Origin of the sequence: Deefgea chitinilytica (assembly GCF_016881405.1) — a bacterium.
GTDB lineage: Bacteria > Pseudomonadota > Gammaproteobacteria > Burkholderiales > Chitinibacteraceae > Deefgea > Deefgea chitinilytica.
Genome location: NZ_WOFE01000001.1, coordinates 823088 through 847836, shown reverse-complemented (window position 1 = coordinate 847836; position 24749 = coordinate 823088). Strand labels below are relative to the sequence as shown.

Annotated in this window: 22 protein-coding genes; 12 read left to right on the top strand and 10 right to left on the bottom strand. The window is 47.6% G+C overall.

Translation table 11 applies throughout. The annotated features are described in order from the left end of the window. Positions 1 to 16: 16 nt before the first annotated feature. Together GM173_RS03890 and GM173_RS03885 are read right to left on the bottom strand one after the other, a co-directional pair. Positions 17 to 859, bottom strand: coding sequence for a transporter substrate-binding domain-containing protein (locus GM173_RS03890; RefSeq protein ID WP_203570000.1), 843 nt, complete (start codon positions 857 to 859; stop codon positions 17 to 19). A 134-nt stretch (positions 860 to 993) separates the two neighbouring features. Beyond that, positions 994 to 2127: a MalY/PatB family protein gene (locus GM173_RS03885; RefSeq protein ID WP_203569999.1), complete on the bottom strand. Its 1134-nt coding sequence runs from the start codon at positions 2125 to 2127 to the stop codon at positions 994 to 996. 237 nt (positions 2128 to 2364) lie between these two features. Here GM173_RS03885 and GM173_RS03880 point away from each other — a divergent pair, with 237 nt between their 5' ends. Together GM173_RS03880 and GM173_RS03875 are read left to right on the top strand one after the other, a co-directional pair. Next, positions 2365 to 3429 (top strand): class I SAM-dependent methyltransferase, encoded by a 1065-nt coding sequence (locus GM173_RS03880; RefSeq protein WP_203569998.1) that lies wholly within the window; start codon positions 2365 to 2367, stop codon positions 3427 to 3429. Positions 3430 to 3565: 136 nt separating this feature from the next. Beyond that, positions 3566 to 3814 carry a RepB family protein gene (locus GM173_RS03875; protein ID WP_203569997.1) on the top strand — a complete coding sequence of 83 codons (249 nt, stop codon included), beginning with the start codon at positions 3566 to 3568 and terminating at the stop codon, positions 3812 to 3814. Here GM173_RS03875 and GM173_RS03870 read toward each other — a convergent pair. Then, complete coding sequence (locus tag GM173_RS03870) at positions 3811 to 4749, bottom strand: tRNA dihydrouridine synthase (protein WP_203569996.1); 939 nt, start codon at positions 4747 to 4749, stop codon at positions 3811 to 3813. The two genes, GM173_RS03875 and GM173_RS03870, sit on opposite strands and share 4 nt — an antisense overlap. Before the next feature lie 134 nt (positions 4750 to 4883). Here GM173_RS03870 and GM173_RS03865 point away from each other — a divergent pair, with 134 nt between their 5' ends. From GM173_RS03865 to dapD, 5 genes are all read left to right on the top strand, one after another. Next, positions 4884 to 5471, top strand: a complete 588-nt coding sequence (locus tag GM173_RS03865) for a LexA family protein (RefSeq protein ID WP_203569995.1) — start codon at positions 4884 to 4886, stop codon at positions 5469 to 5471. A gap of 15 nt (positions 5472 to 5486) precedes the next feature. After that, the gene (queF, locus tag GM173_RS03860; RefSeq protein ID WP_203569994.1) at positions 5487 to 6314 is read left to right on the top strand and encodes an NADPH-dependent 7-cyano-7-deazaguanine reductase QueF; all 828 of its coding nucleotides are present in this window, start codon (positions 5487 to 5489) and stop codon (positions 6312 to 6314) included. Positions 6315 to 6322: 8 nt separating this feature from the next. Beyond that, the gene (gene msrA / locus GM173_RS03855) at positions 6323 to 6847 is read left to right on the top strand and encodes a peptide-methionine (S)-S-oxide reductase MsrA (RefSeq protein WP_203569993.1); all 525 of its coding nucleotides are present in this window, start codon (positions 6323 to 6325) and stop codon (positions 6845 to 6847) included. 85 nt (positions 6848 to 6932) lie between these two features. Beyond that, a complete protein-coding gene (dapC, locus tag GM173_RS03850) occupies positions 6933 to 8123 on the top strand; it encodes a succinyldiaminopimelate transaminase (RefSeq protein WP_203569992.1) in 1191 nt (396 codons plus the stop codon). A gap of 40 nt (positions 8124 to 8163) precedes the next feature. Further along, positions 8164 to 8985, top strand: a complete 822-nt coding sequence (gene dapD / locus GM173_RS03845; RefSeq protein ID WP_203569991.1) for a 2,3,4,5-tetrahydropyridine-2,6-dicarboxylate N-succinyltransferase — start codon at positions 8164 to 8166, stop codon at positions 8983 to 8985. A gap of 105 nt (positions 8986 to 9090) precedes the next feature. On the opposite strand, the gene rpoS is transcribed toward dapD, so the two are convergent. The 7 genes from rpoS to GM173_RS03810 form a co-directional block, all read right to left on the bottom strand. Then, positions 9091 to 10047, bottom strand: coding sequence for an RNA polymerase sigma factor RpoS (gene rpoS / locus GM173_RS03840; RefSeq protein WP_203569990.1), 957 nt, complete (start codon positions 10045 to 10047; stop codon positions 9091 to 9093). Between the two features lie 9 nt (positions 10048 to 10056). Continuing rightward, positions 10057 to 11076: a peptidoglycan DD-metalloendopeptidase family protein gene (locus tag GM173_RS03835; protein WP_203569989.1), complete on the bottom strand. Its 1020-nt coding sequence runs from the start codon at positions 11074 to 11076 to the stop codon at positions 10057 to 10059. 59 nt (positions 11077 to 11135) lie between these two features. Further along, complete coding sequence (locus tag GM173_RS03830; RefSeq protein ID WP_203569988.1) at positions 11136 to 11765, bottom strand: protein-L-isoaspartate(D-aspartate) O-methyltransferase; 630 nt, start codon at positions 11763 to 11765, stop codon at positions 11136 to 11138. A gap of 20 nt (positions 11766 to 11785) precedes the next feature. Beyond that, a complete protein-coding gene (surE, locus tag GM173_RS03825) occupies positions 11786 to 12529 on the bottom strand; it encodes a 5'/3'-nucleotidase SurE (protein ID WP_203569987.1) in 744 nt (247 codons plus the stop codon). A gap of 288 nt (positions 12530 to 12817) precedes the next feature. Then, on the bottom strand, positions 12818 to 13933 hold the full coding sequence (locus GM173_RS03820; protein WP_203569986.1) for an aromatic ring-hydroxylating oxygenase subunit alpha: 1116 nt from the start codon (positions 13931 to 13933) through the stop codon (positions 12818 to 12820). 245 nt (positions 13934 to 14178) lie between these two features. After that, a complete protein-coding gene (acnB, locus tag GM173_RS03815) occupies positions 14179 to 16764 on the bottom strand; it encodes a bifunctional aconitate hydratase 2/2-methylisocitrate dehydratase (protein ID WP_203569985.1) in 2586 nt (861 codons plus the stop codon). Between the two features lie 302 nt (positions 16765 to 17066). Beyond that, positions 17067 to 18548 (bottom strand): DNA recombination protein RmuC, encoded by a 1482-nt coding sequence (locus tag GM173_RS03810; protein ID WP_203569984.1) that lies wholly within the window; start codon positions 18546 to 18548, stop codon positions 17067 to 17069. A gap of 143 nt (positions 18549 to 18691) precedes the next feature. On the opposite strand from GM173_RS03810, the gene flgA reads away from it, so the two are divergent. The 5 genes from flgA (at position 18692) to ispH (ending at position 24647) form a co-directional block, all read left to right on the top strand. Continuing rightward, positions 18692 to 19318, top strand: coding sequence for a flagellar basal body P-ring formation chaperone FlgA (gene flgA / locus GM173_RS03805; protein ID WP_275412320.1), 627 nt, complete (start codon positions 18692 to 18694; stop codon positions 19316 to 19318). Between the two features lie 89 nt (positions 19319 to 19407). Further along, entirely contained in the window at positions 19408 to 20325 is a 918-nt protein-coding gene (locus GM173_RS03800; RefSeq protein ID WP_203569982.1) for a bifunctional riboflavin kinase/FAD synthetase, read from the top strand. A gap of 32 nt (positions 20326 to 20357) precedes the next feature. After that, the gene (gene ileS / locus GM173_RS03795) at positions 20358 to 23237 is read left to right on the top strand and encodes an isoleucine--tRNA ligase (protein ID WP_203569981.1); all 2880 of its coding nucleotides are present in this window, start codon (positions 20358 to 20360) and stop codon (positions 23235 to 23237) included. Beyond that, the gene (gene lspA, locus GM173_RS03790; protein ID WP_239078230.1) at positions 23206 to 23715 is read left to right on the top strand and encodes a signal peptidase II; all 510 of its coding nucleotides are present in this window, start codon (positions 23206 to 23208) and stop codon (positions 23713 to 23715) included. Before ileS ends, lspA begins: the two co-directional genes overlap by 32 nt. Continuing rightward, on the top strand, positions 23712 to 24647 hold the full coding sequence (ispH, locus tag GM173_RS03785; protein WP_203569980.1) for a 4-hydroxy-3-methylbut-2-enyl diphosphate reductase: 936 nt from the start codon (positions 23712 to 23714) through the stop codon (positions 24645 to 24647). Before lspA ends, ispH begins: the two co-directional genes overlap by 4 nt. The last annotated feature ends 102 nt before the right edge of the window (positions 24648 to 24749 follow it).

The window sequence follows — 24749 nt, the reverse complement described above, 5'->3', positions numbered from 1 at the left end:
AGCGGATTTAGCTTACTCACGCCGAAGACCCCCTTCGTCGCCATAGCCAGCATGCGCACATTAGCGCCAAAATGACAAATACACCTGCTGAGTACTTTAATAATGCCGAGTATGGAATCGCACTTTTGATTTGCTCAGGGTTTAACCAGCGCGCAAGCAATGCTTCTCTTTGCGCTAGCGGCATATTTAACAAAGCCTGATTTATACGCTGACCAATCTCAATTCGCGCCTTTGGGTAGGCAAAACTCAGCTGATACTGAAAACCTAGATTCTGCACAACCCGCCACTGCTGATATTGCTCCGATTTGGCAATAAAAATTACACTGGCAATATCTGCCACCAAGGCATCAACCTTGCCTTGTTTCAACAGCAACAACGCTTGTCGATCATCATTCACCGCCAACCATTCAATTGCAGGAAATTTTTCCCGCACATAAGATTCAACGGCATAACCCTTACCAACCGCAACCGACTTACCTTTTAGCGAGATTAAATCAACAATTGCACCATCATTACGAGCAATTAATACGGCGGGCACTGCCACATAGGGATGGGTAAAACTCAAATACTCTGCACGCTCGGCCGTGGGGCGCAATGATGAGATAAGATCAATTTGGCCTTGCTTGGCTTGTTCTAAAATAATGGCCAGCGTGTTAGCAGGCAAAGTTTGAATTTGCAGCGCGGCAGGCTCGGCGATTGCCTGCAGTATGTCCCATGAAAGCCCGCGGATTTGCCCCCGCTCATCTTGATAGATAAACGGGCCGTAGTCTTTTTCAGGCGCAAAACGCACTTGCAACGGAGCCTGCGCCCCAGCCAATGACACCCAAAAGGCAATACTTAGCAAAAAAAGCTTAGACATAGACTGAATAATCTGAATCCTAATTATCCAACTATAGTTAGGCCTCTTATCTTTTTAAATCCTTTTGCAAAAATTTCTAAATTAGTAATTAATTCAATTCTAACCATCAATTTCCAAATTTAACCTCTCACCCTTTAAGCACATAGCAGTGGCGATAGGCGTTTAAACGCTTCACGCACCGTATCACTTGGGCAGCCAAAATTAATTCGTAGCCAACCAGGAAAGCCAAAATCACGGCCATCAGACAACCCCACCCCGAGCGATTCAAACGCAGGAAGTGGGTTCATTGGATCAATGCTTCGTGCGTCGATCCAAGCCAGATAAGTCGCTTGTGGAAAAGTAATCCGCAATGGGCTCCCCGCAAAAGCATCTGCTAAAAGCTGTCGATTCGTGCGCAAGACATCGATCAAGCCTTGATGCCATTGCCCATCATCACGATAAGCGGCTTCCGCGCCGATATAGCCCAAAGCATTCACTGAAGGCACCAAGCCGGCCATTTCACGTCGGAAGCGTGCGCGAAGCGCTGGATCAGGAATTACGGCAAAAGCACAGCCCAAGCCTGGGATATTCCACGTCTTCGACGGCGCAAGCAATGTGATAGTTCGCGCCGCAAAGTCAGGATCGAGTGTAGCAAATGGTGTATGCACTAAACCAACATCCAACAATAAATCGCAATGTATCTCGTCAGAGCACACAATTAGATTATGCTGCCGCACAATACTCAGCAGTTGATCCAATTCAGCTCGATTCCAAACTCGCCCAACAGGATTGTGCGGATGACAAAGTAATAGCAGTCGCGTGCGTGGTGTTATGGCGGCTTCTAATGCAGCAAAATCCCAAATCCACACCCCATCCTCACGCTCCATTAAAGGAACAGCAATCAATTCTCGATCAGACAATCCCGGTGCACGTAAAAATGGCGGATAAATTGGGGTGGCCGTTACTACGGCATCACCAGATTCACCGACGGCGCGGCAGGCCAAATTTAATCCTTGCACGAGACCGGGGAGCCAAACGATCCAATCGGCATCAATCTGCCAATCGTAATGTGCCGCCGCATAACTTTGCACCGCGTCAAATAAGCTCGTAGGTGGATTGGTATAACCCAATACGCCATGCGCAATGCGTGCTTGTAACGCGGCAATGACTGAAGGCGGAGCGGGGAAATCCATATCAGCCACCCACATTGGCAAGATATCTTGATTTTTGTATTTATCCCACTTCATGCTATCGGTCGCACGCCGATCGATTATTTTCGTAAAACTCATTACCTAGCTCCATCCGGTTCGAATGCCCGAGCCAAATCCGCAATCACATCAGCAACGCCACCACGGCAAGCCCCAGCAACGTATCGCCAACGCCCAACTAAGCACACCTTTCAGCGATTAGATTTTAATTATTCTTTTAGGCTATGCAAAATCAGCAACCGTTGGTTTTCCAACCGTGCCGCATACCAAAGACTGTTAAAATTACAGTCATCCAAATAAATCATCAAAAAAATCAAAATGACGTCTTTTAATTTCGCGACAGCTCAATTGAGCCGATACCCAGTCAAACACAGCAAAGATTTACAGGCTTGGGATGCTGCTGATGAATATTTGTCGCGATTTATTACGTCAGATTCGAACGTACTGATTTTAAACGATGGTTTTGGTGCAATCGACTGCGCGGTACGTGCCGCCCGCGCTACGCCACTGCATTTGAATGATTCTTGGTGCTCACTTCGAGCGATTGAGCTAAATACTCTGCAGACTCCAGCACTATTTAAGGCGCAAGCGATTGATCGAGGTTTGGTGAAGTTGCCTAAATCAATCTCAATGCTTGAGTCGCAGTTGACTTATGTTTCGAATCAATTGCAGCAACCACTCGAAATCTACTTTTCAGGGATGCAAAAGCACGTGAGCTCGGGGCATTTAGATTTGTTAAAACAGATTTGCACTCGCCTGGAATACTTACCCACCGAGCGTAAAGCACGAATGTACAAAGGAGTGCTTCAGCCTTGCGCCCACCAAACCCAAATTACTAACCTTGCTGTACCCGAATTGGGCTTGACGCTGCAAAACGCCGCAGGAGTTTTTGCTGAACAAAAACTGGATATTGGCTCAAGATTTTTTATTGAACATTTTCATTTATTGCCTAGCGCACAAAAAGTGGCTGATGTGGGCTGCGGAAATGGACTACTATCGTTGGCGTATCACCGCTTGCACCCGCCCGCCGAACTCATGCTATTTGATGAGTCTTTTGCGGCGACAGAATCAGCCCGTTTGAGTTTTGCCCTCAATTTCCCTGGGGCGCACTATCATATCCAGCACAACGATGGCTTATCTGGTGTTGAGCAAATTTTTGATTTAATTATGATTAATCCACCGTTTCATCAGCAAAACACGGTTACTACAGATATTGCCAACAGCATGTTTCAGCAAGCGAAGCAGTGCATGGCAGCATCTAGCGAGCTTTGGATTGTTGCAAATCGCCACTTAAATTATCCCTTGAGTTTAAAACGCGGGTTCCGTAGCGTATCGGTTATGGCTGAAAATGCGAAGTTCGTCATTATTCGAGCAAAGCTGTAATTCTAGTAGCGCAGTGCTGTTGCGTTACGCCGGACTTGCTCAAATACGGCGCTTGCGTGATAATAAAACGCCACTAATTGCGACATGTCACACAATGAAGCACCCTTGCGATCAGCACACTCTTGAACTTCCAGAAATGCCAACCCCAAAAAAACGAGGTAGACCCGCAATTAATGGCCGGGCAATGAGCGCTGCGGAGAGAAAACGTCGCTCGCGCGCGCTTCAAGTTGGGCGCGCTACTCGCGATCATAATCAACGCCTACCTAAAGCGCTCTCAGTCGAAATTGACGCCAGCCTGCACCAGAAACTGAAACGCTACTGCGAAGCGCATGGAAAAACCCAAATTGAAGCGCTAGAACAATTGATTCAGACCCTGCCCGACTAGCGCAACCCCAATAGCTCTGGACAAAAAGCCTCGATTTGCTCGGGTTGATTGAGGGTTTTAATTTGTTGAAAAAGCACTTCCGCTTCAGGATGGTGTTTACGCAGGTAATTCAGCCATTGTTTTAAGCGCCCGGCTTGATACTTGGGGTAGCAATGAATGAGTACTTGCTGCCAGAATGTGACAAACAGCGGTTGCAATTGCTGCCAAGCTATCGCCCTACCTTGTTTTGCTTCGAGGGCTAGGCCAGGGTTAGCCACAATCCCTCGTCCCAGCATGATGTCGTCGCAATTAGAGATGAGTTGGCAACGTTTTAGTTCTTCCAAAGTCCAGATCTCACCATTGGCAACCACTGAAATACCGATTTGCTCCTTAATGAGTGCAATCCACTCCCAGTAAGCAGGTGGTTTATAGCCGTCTGTTTTGGTTCTTGCGTGCACCACCACTTCACAGGCACCAGCTTGCTCGATCGCTTGAGCGCATGCAATAGCTTGAGAGGCATCTTCATAACCCAAACGCATTTTGGCGGTTACAGGGATATACCCAGGCACTGCATCACGAACGGCTTTGACAATTTGATAAATCGTTTCGGGCTCTTTGAGCAATACAGCACCACCTCGATGACGATTAACCGTTTTGGCCGGGCAGCCAAAATTTAAATCAATCCCGTGTGGCTTTAACTCGGCCAGTCGGGCCGCATTTTCGGCCAAACAGACCGGATCTGACCCTAGTAACTGCACCCGAACAGGCACACCGCTAGGTGTGTGACTTTGTTGTTTTAATTCCGGAGCAATGCGCTCAAACGTTTTGTAAGGTAATAAGCTACCACTCACTCGAATGAACTCGGTTACGCATAAATCGATTCCGCCAGCTTGAGTAATAACATCACGCAAAACACAATCGAGCAAGCCTTCCATTGGTGCTAATAAAATACGCACAGCACTTCCAATTCACGTTTAAATAGTTGGCGAGATTGTAATCGAGGGCGCTCATTGTGGCTAAACAAAACGGCACTTGACGAAAGAACGAACGTTCAATACGCTATGCATATAGATCAATCAAGAGGTGCGCCATGGCCAATCCTAATCGTGACAATGAATATCTCGGCAAATTACAGGACTACTACGCAGACTATCGTAATATTCCCTCCTATTCTGCGATTGGAGAGTTGCTCGGCATGGCCTCAAAATCTGCCGTCTCGGCGCTAGTTAAACGACTTACGCTTGCTGGATTTATTGAAGTAACGCCCGATAAACGCCTCGCCCCAACGAAGCGTTTTTTTGAACGAGAACTGGCAGATTTTAACTTGCCCGCCGGCTTGCCGGCGGCGGCGAACGACGCCATGAGTGAGGCAATTTCGCTAGATGAATATTTAATGCCCCGCCCCTCCTCTTCTATTTTGGTCAAGATTCGAGGCGATTCGATGATTGATGCGGGCATTTTTGATGGCGATATTGCCGTGGTTGAGAAGCGTCATGCAGCTCTTGTCGGTGATATTGTGGTCGCAATCATCGACAATGAGTACACACTCAAAGAATTGGGCAAGGATAAACAAGGTTACTTCCTGATACCGCACAATGCTGATTTTTCTATTGTTCGTCCCGAGTCAAGCTTGGAAATTTTTGGGGTTATGGTAGGCTTGATTCGAAAATATCGATAATTTTTGAGAGATCTAATGAGCGACGTTCTACTATCCCCACTGGGTAAAACCAGTGATTACATTACCAATTACTCCCCTGAGCTGTTATTTCCCATCTCTCGCCAGCCCAAACGCCAAGAGATTGGAATTAACGCTGATTTGCCTTTTTTTGGTGTGGATATTTGGAACGGTTATGAATTGTCATGGCTAAATAGTAAAGGCAAACCACAAGTAGCAATCGCTAGCTTTCATATTCCTGCTAACAGCCCCAACATCATTGAATCAAAATCGTTCAAGTTGTATTTGAATAGTTTTAATCAAACCAAGATTGAAACCTTCGAGCAACTGCAACACATTTTAGAGACCGATATTTCAAATGGCGCAGGTGCGCCTGTGCGCGTGAAATTGACGCCACCATCGTTGTTTAATCAATTTAAATTTGGCGAACTAGATGGCTACAATATCGACAATCTGGATATCGAAGTTGATCGATACGCGCCACACGAGGGTATTTTGCGCTGCGACCCAAGCGACAGCACTCAGAGCGAAATACTCACCTCCAATTTACTCAAATCTAATTGCTTGGTGACTGGTCAACCCGACTGGGCCAGCGTTCAAATCCAGTACACAGGCAGCGCAATCAATCGAGAAAGCCTCTTACGGTATTTGATCTCTTTTCGAAATCACAACGAATTTCATGAGCAATGCGTTGAGCGTATTTTTGTTGACATCATGCGTGATTGCGCGCCACTTAAGCTGGCGGTTTATGCACGCTACACTCGACGAGGTGGTTTAGATATCAACCCTTTTCGAGCTAATTTCAACGCCGAGCAACCCAGTAATTTGCGCGGCGCTCGGCAATAAGGAGAAGCATGCTTGATACAATCACTTTAGGCGGGGGCTGTTTTTGGTGTCTCGAAGCTGTATTTCAGCAGGTTAGAGGTATTCAAAAAGTGAGTTCTGGGTATATGGGTGGTCACACCCTCTCGCCTACTTATCAGCAAATCTGCCAAGGCGACACAGGCCACGCCGAAGTCGTCCAACTTCAGTTCGATTCAGCCGAAGTTAGTTTGGTAGAGATATTAGATGTATTTTTTGCCATTCACGACCCGACTACACTGAATCGACAAGGCCATGATGTCGGTACTCAGTATCGCTCAGCCATCTTTGCCAGTCATACAACGCAACTTGAAGCAGTCAAGAGTAAGTTGCTTGAGTTGCAACGAGAGTTTGTTAACCCCATCGTGACGGAGCTTTTGCTTGCAAGTACGTTTTGGCCAGCCGAGATGGAGCACCATAATTACTATAACAATTACCCATTACAACCCTATTGTCGTGCAGTGGTCGCACCCAAACTGCAAAAACTGATGACTCATTTCCCAAACATGACAAAGTAGGTATTTTTTGTTGCTTCTTGCGTGGCGCAGTGCGCTCGCAAGAGGCTATAATTGCCGTCTTCCCTAATTTCCAAAGAGCCGCGCCATGTCGCCGCGACTAAAACTACTGCAACCTTATCCATTCCAAAAACTTCGCCAGTTATTTGCTGGCATTACCACGAATCCCGCGCTAACCCATATTAACTTGTCGATTGGCGAGCCTAAGCACCCTGCGCCAAACTTAGTTAAAGAAGCTTTAAATCAAAACATGGCGGGCCTATCAAGCTACCCGGCGACTCTAGGTTCGGATGCATTACGCCAGAGTATTAGCGACTGGGCGACGCGCCGTTATGAAATCCCTGCGCTTGATCCAGCAACGCAAATTTTACCCGTCAATGGGAGTCGCGAAGCTTTGTTTGCTTTTGCGCAAGCCGTGATTGATTCAAGTGCGGAGCGCCCGATTGTTCTTTCCCCCAATCCGTTTTACCAAATTTATGAAGGTGCAGCGCTACTATCTGGTGCCGAGCCGTGGTTTGTGAATTGCACTGCTGAGAATCGTTTTCAGCCTGATTGGGATAGTGTTCCAGAAGAAGTTTGGGCGCACACTCAGCTTGTGTTTGTGTGTTCCCCTGGCAATCCAACTGGCGCAGTTGCCTCATTAAGCGATTGGGAGCGATTGTTTGAGCTCTCTGATCGGTACGGTTTTGTGATTGCTTCGGATGAGTGTTATTCGGAAATTTATTTTGGCGAGAACAAACCACTAGGCGGTCTGGAAGCAGCGCACAAGCTCGGGCGCGACTATCGACGTCTAGTCATGTTTTCATCGCTTTCTAAGCGCTCAAATGTACCAGGCATGCGCTCTGGCTTTGTGGCGGGCGACGCAGAAATTATCGCGCAATTTTTACTCTATCGAACCTATCATGGCTGCGCAATGAGCCCGATGGTGATGGCTGCGAGTGCTGCGGCTTGGAGTGACGAAACGCACGTCATTGAAAATCGAAAGTTGTATGCCGAAAAGTTTGCCGCGGTCACTGCTATTTTACAATCCGTGCTCGAAGTCTCTTTACCCGACGCGGCTTTTTATCTATGGGCCAAAGTTCCGATTGAAGATGAAGCATTCGCCGCTGGCTTATTTGCACAGCAGCATGTTACTGTGTTGCCGGGATCTTATTTGGCAAGAGCTGCGCACGGAGTCAATCCGGGCTTAGGCTATATTCGGATCGCTTTAGTAGCCCCACTTGATGAATGTGTGGCCGCAGCAGAGCGCATCGTTCAGTATTGTCATTCAATCAAATAGCTAGATTCATAACGATTTATACACCTTAAGGAATATAAACATGAGTAATTTACAAGCCATTATCGAAACCGCCTTTGAAAATCGTGCCGACATTACACCAAGCAATGTTTCTGCTGATTTACGTGCAGCGGTGAATGAAGTTATTTCGGCGCTTGATCAAGGCCAATTACGCGTTGCTGAGAAGATAAATGGCGATTGGTTTACTCATCAATGGATTAAAAAAGCAGTTCTACTGTCGTTTCGCATTAACGATAATGTGGTCATGGATGGTGGTTGCACTCAATTCTTTGACAAAGTACCTAGCAAATTTGCCGATTACAGCGAAGAAGACTTCCGTGCGGGTGGCTTCCGTGTTGTGCCGAATGCAATTGCGCGTAAAGGTTCTTTTATCGGTAAAAACGTTGTTTTAATGCCTTCGTACGTCAACATTGGTGCTCACGTTGATGAAGGCACCATGGTGGATACTTGGGCTACCGTTGGCTCATGCGCACAAATCGGTAAAAATGTTCATTTATCCGGTGGGGTTGGTATTGGCGGTGTTTTGGAACCTTTGCAAGCTGGTCCAACCATTATTGAAGATAATTGCTTTATCGGTGCGCGCTCAGAAGTCGTGGAAGGCGTCATTGTGGAAGAAGGCTCGGTGATCTCAATGGGGGTATACATTGGTCAATCAACGCGAATTTACGACCGCGAAACTGGCGAAGTGACTTACGGCCGGATTCCTGCTGGCTCGGTCGTTGTTTCCGGTAATTTGCCTTCTGCTGACGGCAAATACAGTCTGTACTGCGCAGTGATTGTTAAAAAAGTGGATGCTAAAACACGATCTAAAGTTGGCATCAACGAATTACTTCGTGGTATCTAAACCGTATTAATTTATAGTCCTTATCAAATAAATCTTATAGCGATATACCCAATAAAAAATCCAGTCTAATGACTGGATTTTTTATTGGGTAAAATAAATACGCGCTTACAAAACAACGTCACGATTAACGCCGTAACGGCGCAAAATGCGTCGCAACTGATCTAAAGCCTCAATTTGGATTTGTCTGACACGCTCACGAGTGAGACTTAAATTCGCAGCCAAATCCTCCAGCGTACAGATCTCATACCCATTTAAGCCATAGCGGCGCTCAATCACCATGCGCTGCTTGTCGTTGAGCTGCTTGAGCCATTCTTTAACGTATTTTTCCACTTCGCTGTTTTGCAAAATAGTTTCTGGACCATCATGCTGATCATCTGGAATCGATTCGCCAATCGAGAGCATCGGATCAATATCAAGCGGCGCATCAAGAGATGCTACGCGCTCATTCAGACTCATTACGCGGCGCACCTCCTCAACATCCTTGCCAACCAAGTGCGCAATATCTTCGATGACCGGCTCATGCCCTAGACTGGCTTCTAGATGGCGTTGCGCACGTAAATAAACGTTTAATTCTTTGATGACATGCACCGGTAAGCGAATAGTTCGCGATTGATTCATAATCGCACGCTCAATGCTTTGGCGAATCCACCAAGTGGCATAAGTTGAAAACCGAAACCCGCGCTCGGGATCAAATTTTTCCAGGGCATGCATCAGACCAATATTGCCCTCTTCAATCAGATCAAGCAAAGTCATGCCACGATTGATATAGTGCTTGGCAATATTCACGACCAATCGCAAATTATGCTCAATCATTTTTTGCCTGGCAGTGAAATCGCCCTGAACCACGCGTCGCGACAAGGCGCGCTCTTCTTCGGGGGTTAGTAATTTACTCTGACCAATTTCATTCAAATAAATCTGCGTTACATCACCCGTACTTTCTGCGGTGTAGCGATCGGCATCTTCTTTGCCATCGACCTCTGCTTCCGCGTCGTCAGTTTCGATCTCTGCAAGCTCTTCCTCTTCAACAAGGTCTTCTTCTAATATGTCCAGTTGATCGCTCATGATGTATCTCTAGTTTAGTTTTATATAGTTACTAGGATCGACAGGTTTACCAAACTTACGAAGCTCAAAGTGCAGCTTGACCTGATCGCTATCTGTATTTCCCATCTCGGCAATTTTTTCGCCTTTTTTTACCACATCATTTTCTTTGACAATCAGTTTGCTGTTATGTGCGTACGCAGATAAAAATCCGTCCGCATGCTGAATAATGATCATTTTGCCATAGCCCCTGAGACCAGTTCCGGCGTAAACGACCTTACCACTCCCTGACGCAACTATAGATTGCCCCATTTGTCCTGCAATATCAATGCCTTTACGTTCGATTGTAAATGGGGCAATCACTTTACCTGCCGTCGGCGCCCCCCAGTTTGTTGCAGTGGTATTACCAGAAGTTGAGGTAGATACCTCTGCAGAGCTTGTTTTATCAGTGTTTTCTACTTTAGGCGCCGATCCTGCCTGTTGAATCGGCTTGGTACTTAATGCCGCTGAACTGGCATTGGTACTCTGTTGCTTAACAGCAACTTTTTCTCCTTCCGCCTGGCTTGCAATTGCAGATGCTGTTTGCTGCGCGAAACTTTCCTTAACAGCTTTAGGGTATTTTTGTGTTGTTGCGATGTTAGGAGCGGCACTTTCTTTTTTAAGCGTAGCTCCGCCACCTGATGTGGTGGCACTATCAACTAGAGGGCGAATTTCTACACCTGAGTTTTGCTCTGCAGCTACGGGTGACAAACGCAAAACTTGCCCCACTTTAAGTGAGTTAACGTCAGTAATGCCATTCCAAGCAGCTAAATCTTTATATGCCAAACCGTGATCAAGTGCGATGCGATACAAGCCCTCACCGGCTTTGACAATATACGTTTCCGCAGTATTCGTGCCTGCTATTGGAGTGGGGGTTTTGTTGATTACAGGACTACTAGTAGGAGGGGTATTGACTGAGGTTTTATCAATGATCGGGGCTGGCGCGTGGGGGGTGTTGCTACAAGCACATAAAAACAGTGCAGATACGATGATGCCGAGACGATTTGCACTCATGCATATGCTCCTTGAAACTAAATTAAGTAAATATATTTTGCTGGGTTGACCCTAAAAGATTAAGCAAGGCCGGGCAATAGGGGAACAAACTTAACCTTCTCGAGCCGAGTTTCTACAAAGCCGTCCTCTAGCCGCTCAATCATGCGTAGTTCTTGCTCTGACTCACCAACAGGAAACACGAGTCGTCCGCCAATCGCAAGCTGGTCAATTAGGTTTTCAGGAACGATGGGAGCTGCAGCGGTGATCAGTATGGCATCAAACGGAGCCAGCTCAGGCAATCCTTTGCTGCCATCTGCATGCCTTAATCTTGTGTTATGAATTTGTAATGCACTGAGTCTATCGCGAGTAGTTCGCACTAGCCCGCCAATACGCTCAATACTATGCACCGTTTTAAATAGCTTAGCCAAAATACTGGTTTGATATCCGCAGCCAGTACCTATTTCTAATATGTTTCGGTGCTGTGGCACAGCGTAAACGAGCTCTGACATTCTGGCTACGATATAAGGCTGCGATATAGTTTGAGCAAAACCAATCGGCAAAGAGACATCGTCATAGGCTTTATGTGCTAAGGCTTCATCAACAAAAGCATGACGTGGAATTTGCCCCATTACAGCCAAAATAGTCTCGTCACGAATTCCTTGTGAGCGTAGCCGCTCTAGCATGCGCGTTCTAGTGCGCACAGAGGTCATTCCACTACCCTGCACCAACATTACACACCAACCCATTCAGCAATAAACTCAAGCTGCTGATGTGCAGTGAGATCAATTGACAGCGGTGTGATTGAGACGAACCCATTTGCAATCGCATCAAAATCAGTTCCGGTAGTCGCGTCTGCAATCTTGCCAATCGGTCCAACCCACCAAATGGTGTCGCCGCGCGGGTTTGCCGAGCGAATGACGGGGGCTGACTTATGTCGCCGCCCCAGTCGAGTGACTTTAATGCCCTTTAAAGATTCATAGGGAACATCAGGAACATTTACATTCAACAACACGGCTCCGCGAAATGGATCCTGCTGAAAGCGTTTGACCAAATCAGAGGCGACCCGAGCGGCTGTTTCGAAATGAACAGGGTTATGTGAAGCGAGTGAAATAGCGATTGCAGGGATACCAAGCAAAAAACCTTCAGTGGCGGCCGCAACCGTACCTGAATAGATAGTGTCATCCCCCATGTTCGGTCCGTGATTAATACCAGAGACGACCATATCAGGTAAATCTGACATTAAGCCCGTGGCAGCTAAATGAATACAGTCAGTTGGCGTACCATCAACATAAAAAAAACCGGAGGGTGCTTCGCGAACAGATAATGGGCGATCTAGTGTCAAAGAGTTACTAGCGCCGCTGCGGTCGCGCTCTGGAGCGCAAACCAAAGTTTCACCCAAATCTCCAAGTGACATGGCCAAAGCGGCAAGCCCTGGTGAAAAATATCCATCATCATTACTAAGCAATAAACGCATAAGCACTCCCTGAGGTGCTCTATTCTATCTGCTTGTCGTGGCAACGCAAACCGTGGCTCTCTGGTCGTTGTGAAGACGCTATGTGCGCGTGCCTCTTGCAGAGAAATCCGTCCCTGCGCCACTCAACAATACCGCCAAATCTAAACCAACCATTTCACATCACGAGTCAAGTCGTAAAAAACCTGATGTATATAATTAGACGCTATAATTAACTTTGGATAGATGTATATACCCAATAGCATCAATAAAAAAGCGGCCTTAGCCGCTTTTGATTGAACAACAGACTCATTAACCCCTCGGAATCGCATCACCCAATTCACGACGCAAGAATTGATGAAAATGCCTCATCCCGTCTTCCATCGGGCTTTGATATGGCCCAACCTCATTGCGCCCTTCAGCGAACAAGGCTACACGACCGGCCTCCATGCGATTAATGATTTCTACATCTTCCACCGCGGTTTCAGCATAAGCCGCCTGCTCAGCCGCCACAAAATCGGGCTCAAAATAAGCGATATCTTCTGGGTAATAAAACTCAACGACGTTTTTATAACTGCGTGGCCCCGTTGGGATAATCGTAGAGATCACCAATGTGTGCGGATACCACTCGACAGTGATATTGGGATAATACGTCAACCAAATTGCGCCATATTTAGGCGTTTTTCCGTGATCATACCGCTTTACTTGCTCATGCCAATCCCGATACACCTTAGAGCCGGGCCGTGCCAATTGATGATGTACCCCAACGGTTTGTACCGAGTACCAGTCGCCAAACTCCCATTTTAGCTCGTTGCAATCGACAAACTTGCCCAGCCCAGGATGAAATGGCACGACATGGTAGTCTTCCAGATAAACTTCAATAAACGTTTTCCAGTTGCCCTCGTATTCGTCGACAGTTACGCTGTGGAACACATACTTAGAAAAATCCAAATCCTCACGAACGCCTAGATTTTTCAGGTCACGCTCAATATCGCGGCCAGATTCAAAGAGCAGGCCATTCCAATTTTGCAATGCGGTCTCTGGTAAATGTAGGCAAGGCTTGTTAGCAAAGTGCGGAGCACCCAATAGTTGCCCGTGCTGATCGTAAGTCCAGCGATGGAGTGGACATACCGTATGCGTCGCATTGCCACGACCATCCAGCATTTTGGCTTGACGGTGACGGCAAATATTAGAGAATAGCTTCACACCTTCATCGGTGCGCTTTAAATAACGCGCACCGTTGCCGGCTTCTAAAACGTGATAATCCCCTGCCTCGGGCACCATCAGTTCATGACCGACATAGCGAGGACCGTGAGCAAATAATTGGGCTAGTTCTTGCTGGAAAAGTGCTTCGTCAAAATACGCAGCAACAGGTAGTGGTGTTGAAAGATCCAGCTGCAGAGCCGCAGCTGTAGCCAGATTGGACATCGCCAATACCTCCTGGGCTAGAAGGTCTTGCCACTTTGTTCGCCGATTAAACCAGCGCCCGATGGGTGGGCAAGCCATCAAATTAGTTAAAAATCAAACCAATTGGTTTGATACGAAAAAGGCGGCAATTTTGCCTCAAGTTAGCAGCAAGGGCAAGAGAAAAATCGTTTTGCAATGAAGTGCTTACGCATGAATTAACAAAAAAAAGACCCGCTCATGCGGGTCTTTTTGGGGGCTTTGTTAAATTAAGCCTGCACTGAATCTGCTTCAGCTTGATAAGACTCGATTTGGTTAAAGTTTAGATATTTATAAACCTCAGCCGATTTACTATCGAGCACACCAGCATCAGCCATGTATTCTTCAACCGTTGGAATGCGACCCAAGCGTGAAGCAATCGCAGCCAATTCAGCTGAGCTCAAGAACACATTGGTGTTTTTACCCAAACGGTTCGGGAAATTACGCGTCGACGTTGAAACCACAGTCGCGCCTTCACGTACTTGCGCTTGGTTACCCATACACAATGAGCAACCTGGCATTTCAGTACGCGCACCCGCTGCGCCGAATGTGCCGTAATAGCCTTCTTCGGTTAATTGCTGTGCATCCATCTTCGTTGGTGGTGCGATCCACAATTTAGTTGGGAGATCACGCTTACCTTCGAGCAATTTACCTGCTGCACGGAAGTGACCGATATTGGTCATGCAAGAGCCGATAAACACTTCATCGATCTTGGTGCCGGCCACCTCAGATAATACTTTCACATCATCTGGATCGTTCGGGCAAGCCAAGATTGGCTCTTTTACATCCGCCAAGTCGATCTCGATCACTGCTGCGTATTCTGCATCAGCATCTGGTTCAATCAGCGTTGGATTAGCCAACCACGCTTCCATGCTCTTCACTCGGCGCGCTAGTGTTTTCGCATCACCATAACCGTTAGCGATCATTGATTTGAGCAAGACGATATTTGATTGCAGGTATTCAATGATTGGCTCTTTGTTCAGGCGAACAGAACAACCAGCAGCAGAGCGTTCAGCAGAAGCGTCAGTCAATTCAAACGCTTGCTCAACCTTCAGATCTGGCAGACCTTCGATTTCAAGGATGCGGCCAGAGAAAATGTTTTTCTTACCGGCTTTAGCAACAGTCAACAAGCCTTGTTTGATGGCGTACAAAGGAATCGCGTTTACCAAGTCACGCAAAGTGATACCTGGCTGCAATTGGCCTTTGAAGCGAACCAAAACTGATTCAGGCATATCGAGTGGCATTACACCCGTTGCAGCAGCAAACGCCACCAAGCCAGAACCGGCTGGGAAAGAAATACCGATTGGGAAACGAGTGTGCGAATCGCCACCAGTACCTACAGTATCAGGCATCAGCATGCGATTCAGCCATGAGTGAATAACGCCGTCGCCAGGGCGTAGCGAAACGCCGCCGCGGTTGCGGATAAATTCGGGCAGCGTGTGATGTGTTTGCACGTCAACTGGCTTTGGATATGCCGCAGTGTGGCAGAACGATTGCATTACCAAGTCAGCCGAGAAGCCCAAGCAAGCCAAATCTTTCAGTTCGTCACGAGTCATCGGGCCAGTGGTATCTTGTGAACCAACTGAAGTCATTTTCGGTTCGCAATAAGTGCCTGGGCGTACGCCTTGGCCTTCTGGCAAGCCGCATGCACGACCCACCATTTTTTGTGCTTGCGTAAAGCCTTTGCCAGAATCAGCAGGGTCTTGCGGCAGACGGAATACAGTTGATGGCGCCAAGCCCAGAGCCTCACGCGCTTTAGACGTCAAGCCACGACCAATAATCAAGTTAATACGGCCACCGGCACGCACTTCGTCCAGCAATACGTCGGTTTTCAGACTAAAAGTCGTTACAACTTGGCCGTCTTTTTCTACCTTGCCATCATATGGGTAAATCGTAATCACATCGCCCATGTGCAGGTTAGTGACATCAAATTCGATTGGCAATGCGCCAGCATCTTCCATAGTATTGAAGAAGATCGGAGCGATTTTGCCACCAACACAGTAGCCGCCAAAGCGTTTGTTTGGCACGAATGGGATGTCTTCACCTGTCCACCACAGCACTGAATTGGTTGCAGATTTACGAGAAGAACCAGTACCTACCACGTCACCTACATAAGCGATTGGGTGGCCTTTTTGCTGCAATTCCACGATTTGCTTGATTGGACCCACTGATCCTGGTACGTCAGCATTGATACCTTCGCGTGGGTTTTTCAACATTGCCAAGGCGTGCAATGGAATATCTGGACGTGACCAAGCATCTGGCGCTGGCGACAAATCGTCAGTATTGGTTTCGCCAGTGACCTTAAACACCGTCACAGTCACTTGTTTTGGTACTTCTGGACGGCTGGTGAACCACTCTGCATCGGCCCAAGATTGCAGAACCGCTTTGGCGTTCGCATTACCAGCATCAGCCAATTCTTTAACATCATGGAAATAGTCAAACATCAACAATGTTTTTTTCAAGCCTTCTGCTGCAATACCACCCACTTCAGCATCGCCTAGCAAGTCAATTTGTGGCTTGATGTTAAAGCCGCCGAGCATCGTACCCAATAATTCAGTCGCTTTAGCACGTGAAATCAACGCACAGGTATCAGTGCCAGCAGCAACAGCAGCGAGGAAGGCGGCTTTTACTTTGGCAGCATCATCCACGCCAGCAGGAACGCGGTGCGTGAGTAACTCAACCAAGAAAGCTTCTTCGCCTGCTGGTGGGTTTTGCAATAAAGCGATTAGATCAGCGGTTTGTTGCGCAGTTAATGGCAATGGAGAGATGCCTTGCGCAGCGCGCTCAGCGACATGTTGACGGTAGGCTACTAACACGGCGATACCTTTATAAGTATGAAAGGGGATAAAAACTTGATCAAAAGCAAATCAAAGACATTTTACCTGTAGATGCCTTTGCTGTGAACCAAACAGTAGGCGTTTTTTTGCGACTACATGCCGTTGTCTCGAGCTTTGCCAACACAAAGCTGCGAGCAGCAATGCATCAAACAAAAGCCGAGTCAATCAATCAACACAACTCCAGCTCGTTTAAATACAGATTAAGATTAAGTACATCACATAAAAAAACAGCAGGTATTAGCAGCTAGGTGTTTTCACTCATTGGTTAAACAGCAATACCCTTATGTAGTGCCCGCCGCAATCAATACAGGTTCTTCGCCCTCTAGCCGAACTTGCTCAATATTGATAAATTGCTTAGAAATTTTTTCACTCGTCACACTCACCTCCATCGCATCTTCGTGTGCTTGGCGAATATGCGTTGCAAGATTCTTCATTCGCTTGTCAAAACGACCAAACTCCTGCCCTAGCTTACCTAGCGCGTCTTTGATGATGTGAACTTGCTTGCGTGTTTCAACATCTTTAATCACGGCGCGGGCGGTATTGAGCACCGCCATTAATGTGGTTGGCGAAACGATCCATACTCGCTTACCCATAGCGTATTGCACCAATTCAGGATGATAGGCATGAATTTCAGCAAACACTGCCTCCGCAGGGACAAACATCACCGCACCATCGGCGGTTACATTCGGAATAATGTATTTGTTTGCAATATCATCGACATGCTTTTTCACATCGGCTTTAAACAATCGTGTTGCAGTGAGCTTATCCATTTCGCCAGCAAACATGCGATGGTAGTTTTCAAGCGGAAATTTTGAATCTACGGCAACCGTTCCGGTCGGCTCTGGCAGTTTGAGTAAGCAGTCGACGCGCACGCCCCCCGCTAGCGCTGCTTGCAACTCATACGTTTGCGCCGGCAGCACATTGCTAATCAAATGCTCTAACTGCACCTCACCAAACGCACCACGCGAGCGCTTATCGCCCAACAGCTCTTGCAGACTCACCACATTGGTGGTCAGCCCATCAATTTTCTTTTGTGCTTCATCGATTGTCGCCAGTCTCGCCATCACGCTGGCAAAAGTCTCATTGGTTTTTTTAAACCCTTCATCCAAGCGCTCGGTCACCTTACCTGAAATCTCGGCCAATCGATTGTCGGTTGCCTTAGTCAGCTCAGCAACGCTACCAGCAAGCGAAGCAGCAGATTGCTGCAGCGCCGCTTGCAGCTGCTCCATTTCACGCTTTGACTGCTCGGCCAGCATTGTAGATAGCTTAAGCAACATATCTTCGCGCAAGGTGTCTTGCTTATTTTGCAGAGCCGCTGAGATATCACCTAACTGCTTGAGCATTTGCTCGCGCGACTCGCCCAAACTAGCGACCAAGGTGAGGCGTAGCGTTGAAAGCGCCTCACTTTGAACCGTTTGCAAGCGAGAAATTGTTTCGCGGCTTTCTTTCATTTCATTACCGACGCTGGCGCGCAAACGCTCAAATGATTCACTCATGCTGTCGCGCAAGCGATCACTGTTGCGATTGACCGCATCGTTCAGTAAACCGCCATGCTGCACCAAGCCCTGTTGCATTGCCTCACTTTGCTTGCTCATGCCTTGATGTAGATCGTTGAGCATTTCACGGTGTTTGGTTTCTAAATCTTGCGTGAGCGTTTCAAGGACTTCTCGCTGTGCCGTCGACAATTGATGCAGTCGACTCACCACGAGTACACCAGCCAATAAAACCACTAGCGTTGTGACGCCAAAGAGCATTTCTAGCATGATCCAAACCAATGCAAAGCGAAGAAAAAACACGATTGTAGGCTAAGGCGCGTGATGCGACTATAATTTGCGCTATGCGAAAATTATTCCTCAGCTTGTATACGGTATGCGGTGCCCTAAGTGTTCACACTCAAGCTGCGCCCATGCCCTCTACTCACGCCACCATTACCCAAGAGGTGAATGATTGGCTAAACACAGCTCTCAGCAACAGCCCGGGCGCTTATTCATTTGAGGTGCGCCCGATTGATCATCGCCTAAAGCTAGATGGCTGCAACCAACGTGAAATTAGCCTGCCACCTGGCAATCGTTTGGTAGGCAATACGATGTTACGCGTCAAATGTGTCGATGGCGCAAGTTGGGGCTTTAATTTGCCAGTCAAAATCAGCATTCAAGTTCAATACGCTGTAGCAGCAAGGCCGCTCGCCGCCAACCAAGAACTCAACGCTAGCGACATCGCCATGCAACAAGGTGACTTGGGCGCTTTATCCGGCTCCGTTATTTTAGATCCAGCCAGCATTATTGGCCGAGCTTTGAATAGCCCCGTGGCAGCAGGACAAACTTTGCGGCATGAGCAATTGCGCGCTGCGATGGCTATCACGCAAAATCAAAAAGTAAAAATCGTTTTTCGACAAGACGGAATCGAGATTAGCAACGAGGGTATTGCTATGAATGCAGCAGCAGAAGGTCAACCGGTAAGGGTACGTCTTGATAAAGGGAAAATCATCACCGGAACAGCTCAGCAAGGCGGCATCGTCGACGTCGGACAATAAGGCAAGGTTATTCTGACTTTTTTTAAGCAAGGCGTTAGAATCACAGGCTTGAATTCACAATATCGCACTTTTTGGTCAAGACACACTCAATGCATGTAATTCGCGGCACGCCGCAGCACCCTCTTCCTCGCTCTGCTTTAACGATTGGCAATTTTGATGGCCTGCACCGTGGTCACATTGCCATGCTTGATCGGCTTAAGGCCGAGGCGCAATCACGACAATTGGTGAGCGTAGTAATGACGTTCGAGCCTCACCCCCGTGAATTGTTTACACCCGATTCGGCGCCTGCCCGCTTAACCAGTTTGCGAGAAAAAATCGAGCTTTTACGCGAGGCACAAATTGACTACCTGGTCGTGCATCGATTTAGCAAGGCATTTGCCGCTATTGATGCGCTAACGTTTCGCGATCAAATCGTCGCACAACAACTGAATGCTGGGTTCGTTTTAGTGGGTGATGACTTTCAGTTTGGCGCTAAACGTAGCGGTGATTTTAATTTACTTGCAGCGTCAAACGATTTTGTAAGCTGCAGCTTACCAACATTACAGCATGACGCAGAACGAGTGTCTTCAACTGCGGTGCGCAACGCCTTGGCACTCGGCAATATGGCGCAAGCTGCCGCTTTACTCAACCGCCCTTATTCGATAGCTGGCCGCGTCGTTGGCGGAGATCAGCTCGGAAGAACCTTTGGTTTTCCTACCGCCAACATCCAACTCAAACACAATAAACCACCATTGTTTGGTATCTTTGTTGTTGAAGTTGAAGGACTCGAACGCACCTATCAAGGTGTAGCTAGCTTGGGATTTCGCCCGACCATTCATGGCGGCGATTTACAGCCCAAATTAGAAGTCCATATTTTTGATTTTGACCGTGATATTTACCGATCACACTTGCGGATTAATTTTCTTGCCAAATTACGAGACGAAGAAAAATACCCAGATTTTGATAGCTTGATCGCCCAAATTCAGAAAGATTGCGATCAAGCCCGCGCTTGGTTTGCTGCGCGCTAACCCATTTAATATTGAAGATACAAGAGACCATAATGAGCGATAAACCTGCGAACAAATACCCAGTTAACCTATTAGATACGCCATTTCCAATGCGTGGCGATCTCGCTAAACGTGAGCCTGGGTTTTTAAAGCAATGGCAAAACGGCAAAATTTATCAGCAACTACGCCAAGTCGCCAAAGAACAAAATCGCCCTAAATTCATTCTGCACGATGGCCCTCCGTACGCCAACGGTGACATCCATATCGGCCACGCGATGAATAAAGTGCTCAAAGACATTATCTTAAAATCCAAATCGCTCGCCGGTTTTGATGCGCCGTATGTGCCGGGTTGGGACTGTCACGGCATGCCGATTGAACACCAAATTGAAAAACTGGTGAAATCAGACAAAGACGCCATCAAAGCGAATCCAGGCATCCATGCGCGGATTGTTGAATACCGCAAAACCAATGGCCTAGACGAGAAGGAAACTCATTTGCCAAGTGGCTTTATCCGTGAATTGTGCCGCGAATACGCGGCGATTCAAGTCGAGCGCCAGAAGGTCGACTTCATCCGTCTAGGCGTATTAGGCGACTGGGATAACCCTTATCTGACAATGAATTTCAAAACCGAAGCTGACATTGTACGTACGCTGGGCAAAATTCATGACAACGGCTATTTGGTGAAAGGCCAAAAGCCAGTGCACTGGTGCGTAGACTGTGGTTCTGCCCTAGCGGAAGCGGAAGTTGAATACGAAGACAAAGTCTCTGCCGCGATTGATGTGGGCTTTCAAGTGCTAGATATGGCCGCACTGTCAGCGGCCTTTGGCGGAGTGAATGTGGGCGATCAAGCTGCATTTGCAGTGATCTGGACGACGACACCATGGACTTTGCCTGCCAACCAAGCAGTTTCGGTTAATCCAGAATTTACTTACGATTTAATCGCCACTGAAAAAGGCTTGTTAATTTTAGTTCGCGAATTGGCTGAGGCCGCACTCAAACGTTACAACATCGACGCCAATGAAGTGATCGCTCAAGCCAAGGGCTCTGCGCTCAATGGTTTGCTACTACAACACCCATTCATTAACCGCCAAGTCCCAGTCATCTGCGGCGAACATGTAACAGCCGAAGCTGGCACAGGCTTGGTCCATACTGCGCCAGCGCACGGATTGGAAGACTACCAAGTTGGTTTGAAATACAAACTACCTGTAGATAATCCAGTCGCCAACGATGGTCGTTACATTTCAAGCACCGAGTTTTTTGCTGGCGAAACGGTATGGAAAGCCAACCCCAAAGTAGTTGCACTACTGGAGGAACGTGGAGCACTCCTTGCCAACAAAAAATTAGAGCATAGCTACCCGCACTGCTGGCGTCATAAAACCCCGCTGATTTTCCGTGCAACCACGCAATGGTTTATTGGCATGGATAAAGTCGTTGGCTGCGAAACCTTGCGCGACAAAGCCAACCGCGCCGTCGATGCGACGGAGTTTTTCCCTGCTTGGGGTCGTGCGCGCCTAGAAGCGATGATCAAAAACAGCCCCGATTGGTGTGTATCCCGCCAGCGCACGTGGGGGGTGCCGATGACTTTCTTTATCCATAAAGAAACAGCTGAACTGCACCCACGCTCAGTCGAGTTGCTAGAACAAGTCGCACAGCGCATAGAAAAAGAAGGTATTGAAGCGTGGTTTAAGCTCGATGCCGCCGAATTGCTCGGTGCAGAGGCAGCGCATTACGAAAAACTCAAAGACACCATCGACGTTTGGTTTGACTCGGGCTCAACGCACTTTGCGGTATTAAAACAGCGCGCCGAGCTCAATCATGGCGATGACAATCGCCCTGCTGCTGATTTGTATCTGGAAGGCTCAGATCAACATCGCGGCTGGTTTCAGTCGTCTCTCAAAACCGCGTGTGCCACCTTGGGCCAAGCGCCGTACAAGCAATTATTGACGCACGGCTTTGTGGTGGATGGTAAGGGTATGAAAATGTCCAAATCCAAAGGCAACGTCGTTTCGCCACAAGACGTGATCAATAAAATGGGGGCTGATATGCTGCGCCTGTGGACGGCCAGCACTGACTATTCAGGTGAAGTATCGATTTCTGATGAAATTCTGAAACGCACCACCGATTCGTATCGTCGTGTTCGTAATACGCTGCGTTTCTTGCTGGCTAATTTGTCAGACTTCAGCGCGGCCGATGTATTACCAGTCAATCAATTATTAACTTTAGATCGTTATGCTTTGGTTGAGTTAGCAAACTTCCAAAAGAATCTAACCTCGTTTTATGCCAAGTATGAATTTCACTTGGGTGTGCAAGAAATTCATCGCTATTGTGCCGACGAGTTGGGTGCATTTTATCTAGATATCATTAAAGATCGACTGTATACGATGGCAGCCGAATCTCATGGCCGCCGCTCAGCACAAACCACCCTATGGTATATCACGCAAGCTTTGGTGCGATTGCTATCGCCGATTTTGTCGTTCACGGCACATGAAGCGTGGGAGACGCTTAACAACGACGGCAATGTGTTTGTCGATCAATGGCTAGATATCCCAGCAGTTCAAGATGCAGCTGCATTGCAAACGGCATTTGCCTTGGTGCGAGAAGTTCGCGCCAACGCACAAAAAGATATTGAACTGCAGCGCGCAGCGGGTGCATTAGGCTCGAGCCTGCAAGCTGAAATTACAATCACAGCGCAAGGCGATGCATATCACGCGTTAGCGTCTTTAGGTGATGAATTGAAATTCATCATGATCACATCGCAAGCCGTACTACACGAAGGCGAGGCGGCGATTGCCGTTGCGGCATCTAGCGCGGAGAAATGCGAACGTTGCTGGCATTATCATCCGACTGTCGGCACGATTGCAGCGCACCCAACGCTTTGTGTACGCTGCGATAGCAATTTGCATGGCTCCGGAGAAACACGTCAACATGCCTAAGCGCTTTATTCATTTTTTGTTATTAGCGTTCATGGTATTGATTTTAGATCAAGCAACCAAACACGGCATTGAGGCACTTTTTGAGTACGCCGAAGTCAGAACCGTCATCCCAGGCTTTTTTGACCTGACTTTACGCTACAACCCCGGCGCAGCGTTTTCATTTCTGGCCGATGCAGGTGGCTGGCAGCGCTATTTCTTTACCGGCCTTGCACTCGTTGTGTCGGTAGTGTTGGTGTTTTTAATCAAAAAGCATCAGGCCGAAACACGCTATGCCATTGCGCTGTCTTTAATTTTGGGGGGAGCCTTGGGCAACGCGATTGATCGGATGGTATTTGGTCATGTGATTGATTTTCTATTATTTCACTGGAATCATCGCTGGTATTACCCCGCATTTAATATTGCTGATTCGGCCATTTGCATCGGGGCGGTCTTGATGGTGATTGATAGCTTTAAGAAACCGGAGTTTGTTTCTAAATGAATAAACCAATGAATATTATTCTGGCGCAACCACGCGGCTTTTGCGCGGGCGTTGATCGTGCGATTGCGATTGTTGAAAAGGCGCTAGAAAAGTACGGTGCACCAATTTATGTTCGGCATGAAGTGGTGCACAATAAATTTGTGATTGAAGATCTGAAAAACAAAGGCGCCATTTTTATTGAAGATTTATGTGACGTGCCTGCTGGCAATACGCTCATTTTTTCCGCGCATGGCGTATCACAAGCGGTACGCGCCGAGGCAGCTGAACGCGGTTTGAATATTTTTGATGCCACCTGCCCGCTCGTAACGAAGGTTCATCTTGAAGTAAAACGTTTGCGTGAGCAAGGATTTGAAATCATCATGATTGGCCACAAAGGCCACCCCGAAGTCGAAGGCACAATGGGACAGGCACAGGCCGGAATGCATTTGGTTGAAGAGCCGCAAGATGTTGATACCTTAAACGTCGCCGATGCGAGCAAATTGGCATATGTCACGCAAACCACGCTCTCAGTCGATGATGCACAAATTGTCATCGAAGCGTTGCGCGCCCGCTTCCCTGATATTGTCGGCCCCAAAAAAGACGACATCTGCTACGCCACGCAAAACCGCCAAGATGCGGTGAAGCAGCTCGCACGCGATGTGGATATTTTAGTCGTAGTTGGCTCGCCGAATAGCTCAAACTCCAACCGTCTACGTGAAGTTGGCAGCAGCCTCGGGATCGATGCTTATATGGTCGACAACGAAACCGAGCTGAACCCAGCTTGGTTTGCCAGCAAGGGCAAAGTAGGAATCACTGCCGGAGCATCTGCTCCCGATGTATTGGTGCAAAGAGTGATTTCCAAAATTCAAGAATTTGGCGCTAACTCGGTCACAGCTATGGACGGCATTGAAGAAAATGTGATTTTTTCTTTGCCGAAAGGCTTGCTGTCTTAAGTGTCTAACTAAGCACAAAGCGCCACGTTCATCGTGGCGTTTTTTTTATGGATAAGACTGATTTGTGCCAAACCTTCCCTATAATGATTTCATCCAGTAAAT

Bases quoted from the DNA above. Each gene is read 5' to 3' on its own strand.
- GM173_RS03890 (WP_203570000.1), bottom strand. From the start codon at position 859: ATGTCTAAGCTTTTTTTGCTAAGTATTGCCTTTTGGGTGTCATTGGCT.
- GM173_RS03885 (WP_203569999.1), bottom strand. From the start codon at position 2,127: ATGAGTTTTACGAAAATAATCGATCGGCGTGCGACCGATAGCATGAAG.
- GM173_RS03880 (WP_203569998.1), top strand. From the start codon at position 2,365: ATGACGTCTTTTAATTTCGCGACAGCTCAATTGAGCCGATACCCAGTC.
- GM173_RS03875 (WP_203569997.1), top strand. From the start codon at position 3,566: ATGCCAACCCCAAAAAAACGAGGTAGACCCGCAATTAATGGCCGGGCA.
- GM173_RS03865 (WP_203569995.1), top strand. From the start codon at position 4,884: ATGGCCAATCCTAATCGTGACAATGAATATCTCGGCAAATTACAGGAC.
- queF (WP_203569994.1), top strand. From the start codon at position 5,487: ATGAGCGACGTTCTACTATCCCCACTGGGTAAAACCAGTGATTACATT.
- msrA (WP_203569993.1), top strand. From the start codon at position 6,323: ATGCTTGATACAATCACTTTAGGCGGGGGCTGTTTTTGGTGTCTCGAA.
- dapC (WP_203569992.1), top strand. From the start codon at position 6,933: ATGTCGCCGCGACTAAAACTACTGCAACCTTATCCATTCCAAAAACTT.
- dapD (WP_203569991.1), top strand. From the start codon at position 8,164: ATGAGTAATTTACAAGCCATTATCGAAACCGCCTTTGAAAATCGTGCC.
- rpoS (WP_203569990.1), bottom strand. From the start codon at position 10,047: ATGAGCGATCAACTGGACATATTAGAAGAAGACCTTGTTGAAGAGGAA.
- GM173_RS03835 (WP_203569989.1), bottom strand. From the start codon at position 11,076: ATGAGTGCAAATCGTCTCGGCATCATCGTATCTGCACTGTTTTTATGT.
- GM173_RS03830 (WP_203569988.1), bottom strand. From the start codon at position 11,765: ATGACCTCTGTGCGCACTAGAACGCGCATGCTAGAGCGGCTACGCTCA.
- surE (WP_203569987.1), bottom strand. From the start codon at position 12,529: ATGCGTTTATTGCTTAGTAATGATGATGGATATTTTTCACCAGGGCTT.
- GM173_RS03820 (WP_203569986.1), bottom strand. From the start codon at position 13,933: ATGTCCAATCTGGCTACAGCTGCGGCTCTGCAGCTGGATCTTTCAACA.
- GM173_RS03810 (WP_203569984.1), bottom strand. From the start codon at position 18,548: ATGCTAGAAATGCTCTTTGGCGTCACAACGCTAGTGGTTTTATTGGCT.
- flgA (WP_275412320.1), top strand. From the start codon at position 18,692: ATGCCCTCTACTCACGCCACCATTACCCAAGAGGTGAATGATTGGCTA.
- GM173_RS03800 (WP_203569982.1), top strand. From the start codon at position 19,408: ATGCATGTAATTCGCGGCACGCCGCAGCACCCTCTTCCTCGCTCTGCT.
- ileS (WP_203569981.1), top strand. From the start codon at position 20,358: ATGAGCGATAAACCTGCGAACAAATACCCAGTTAACCTATTAGATACG.
- lspA (WP_239078230.1), top strand. From the start codon at position 23,206: ATGGCTCCGGAGAAACACGTCAACATGCCTAAGCGCTTTATTCATTTT.
- ispH (WP_203569980.1), top strand. From the start codon at position 23,712: ATGAATAAACCAATGAATATTATTCTGGCGCAACCACGCGGCTTTTGC.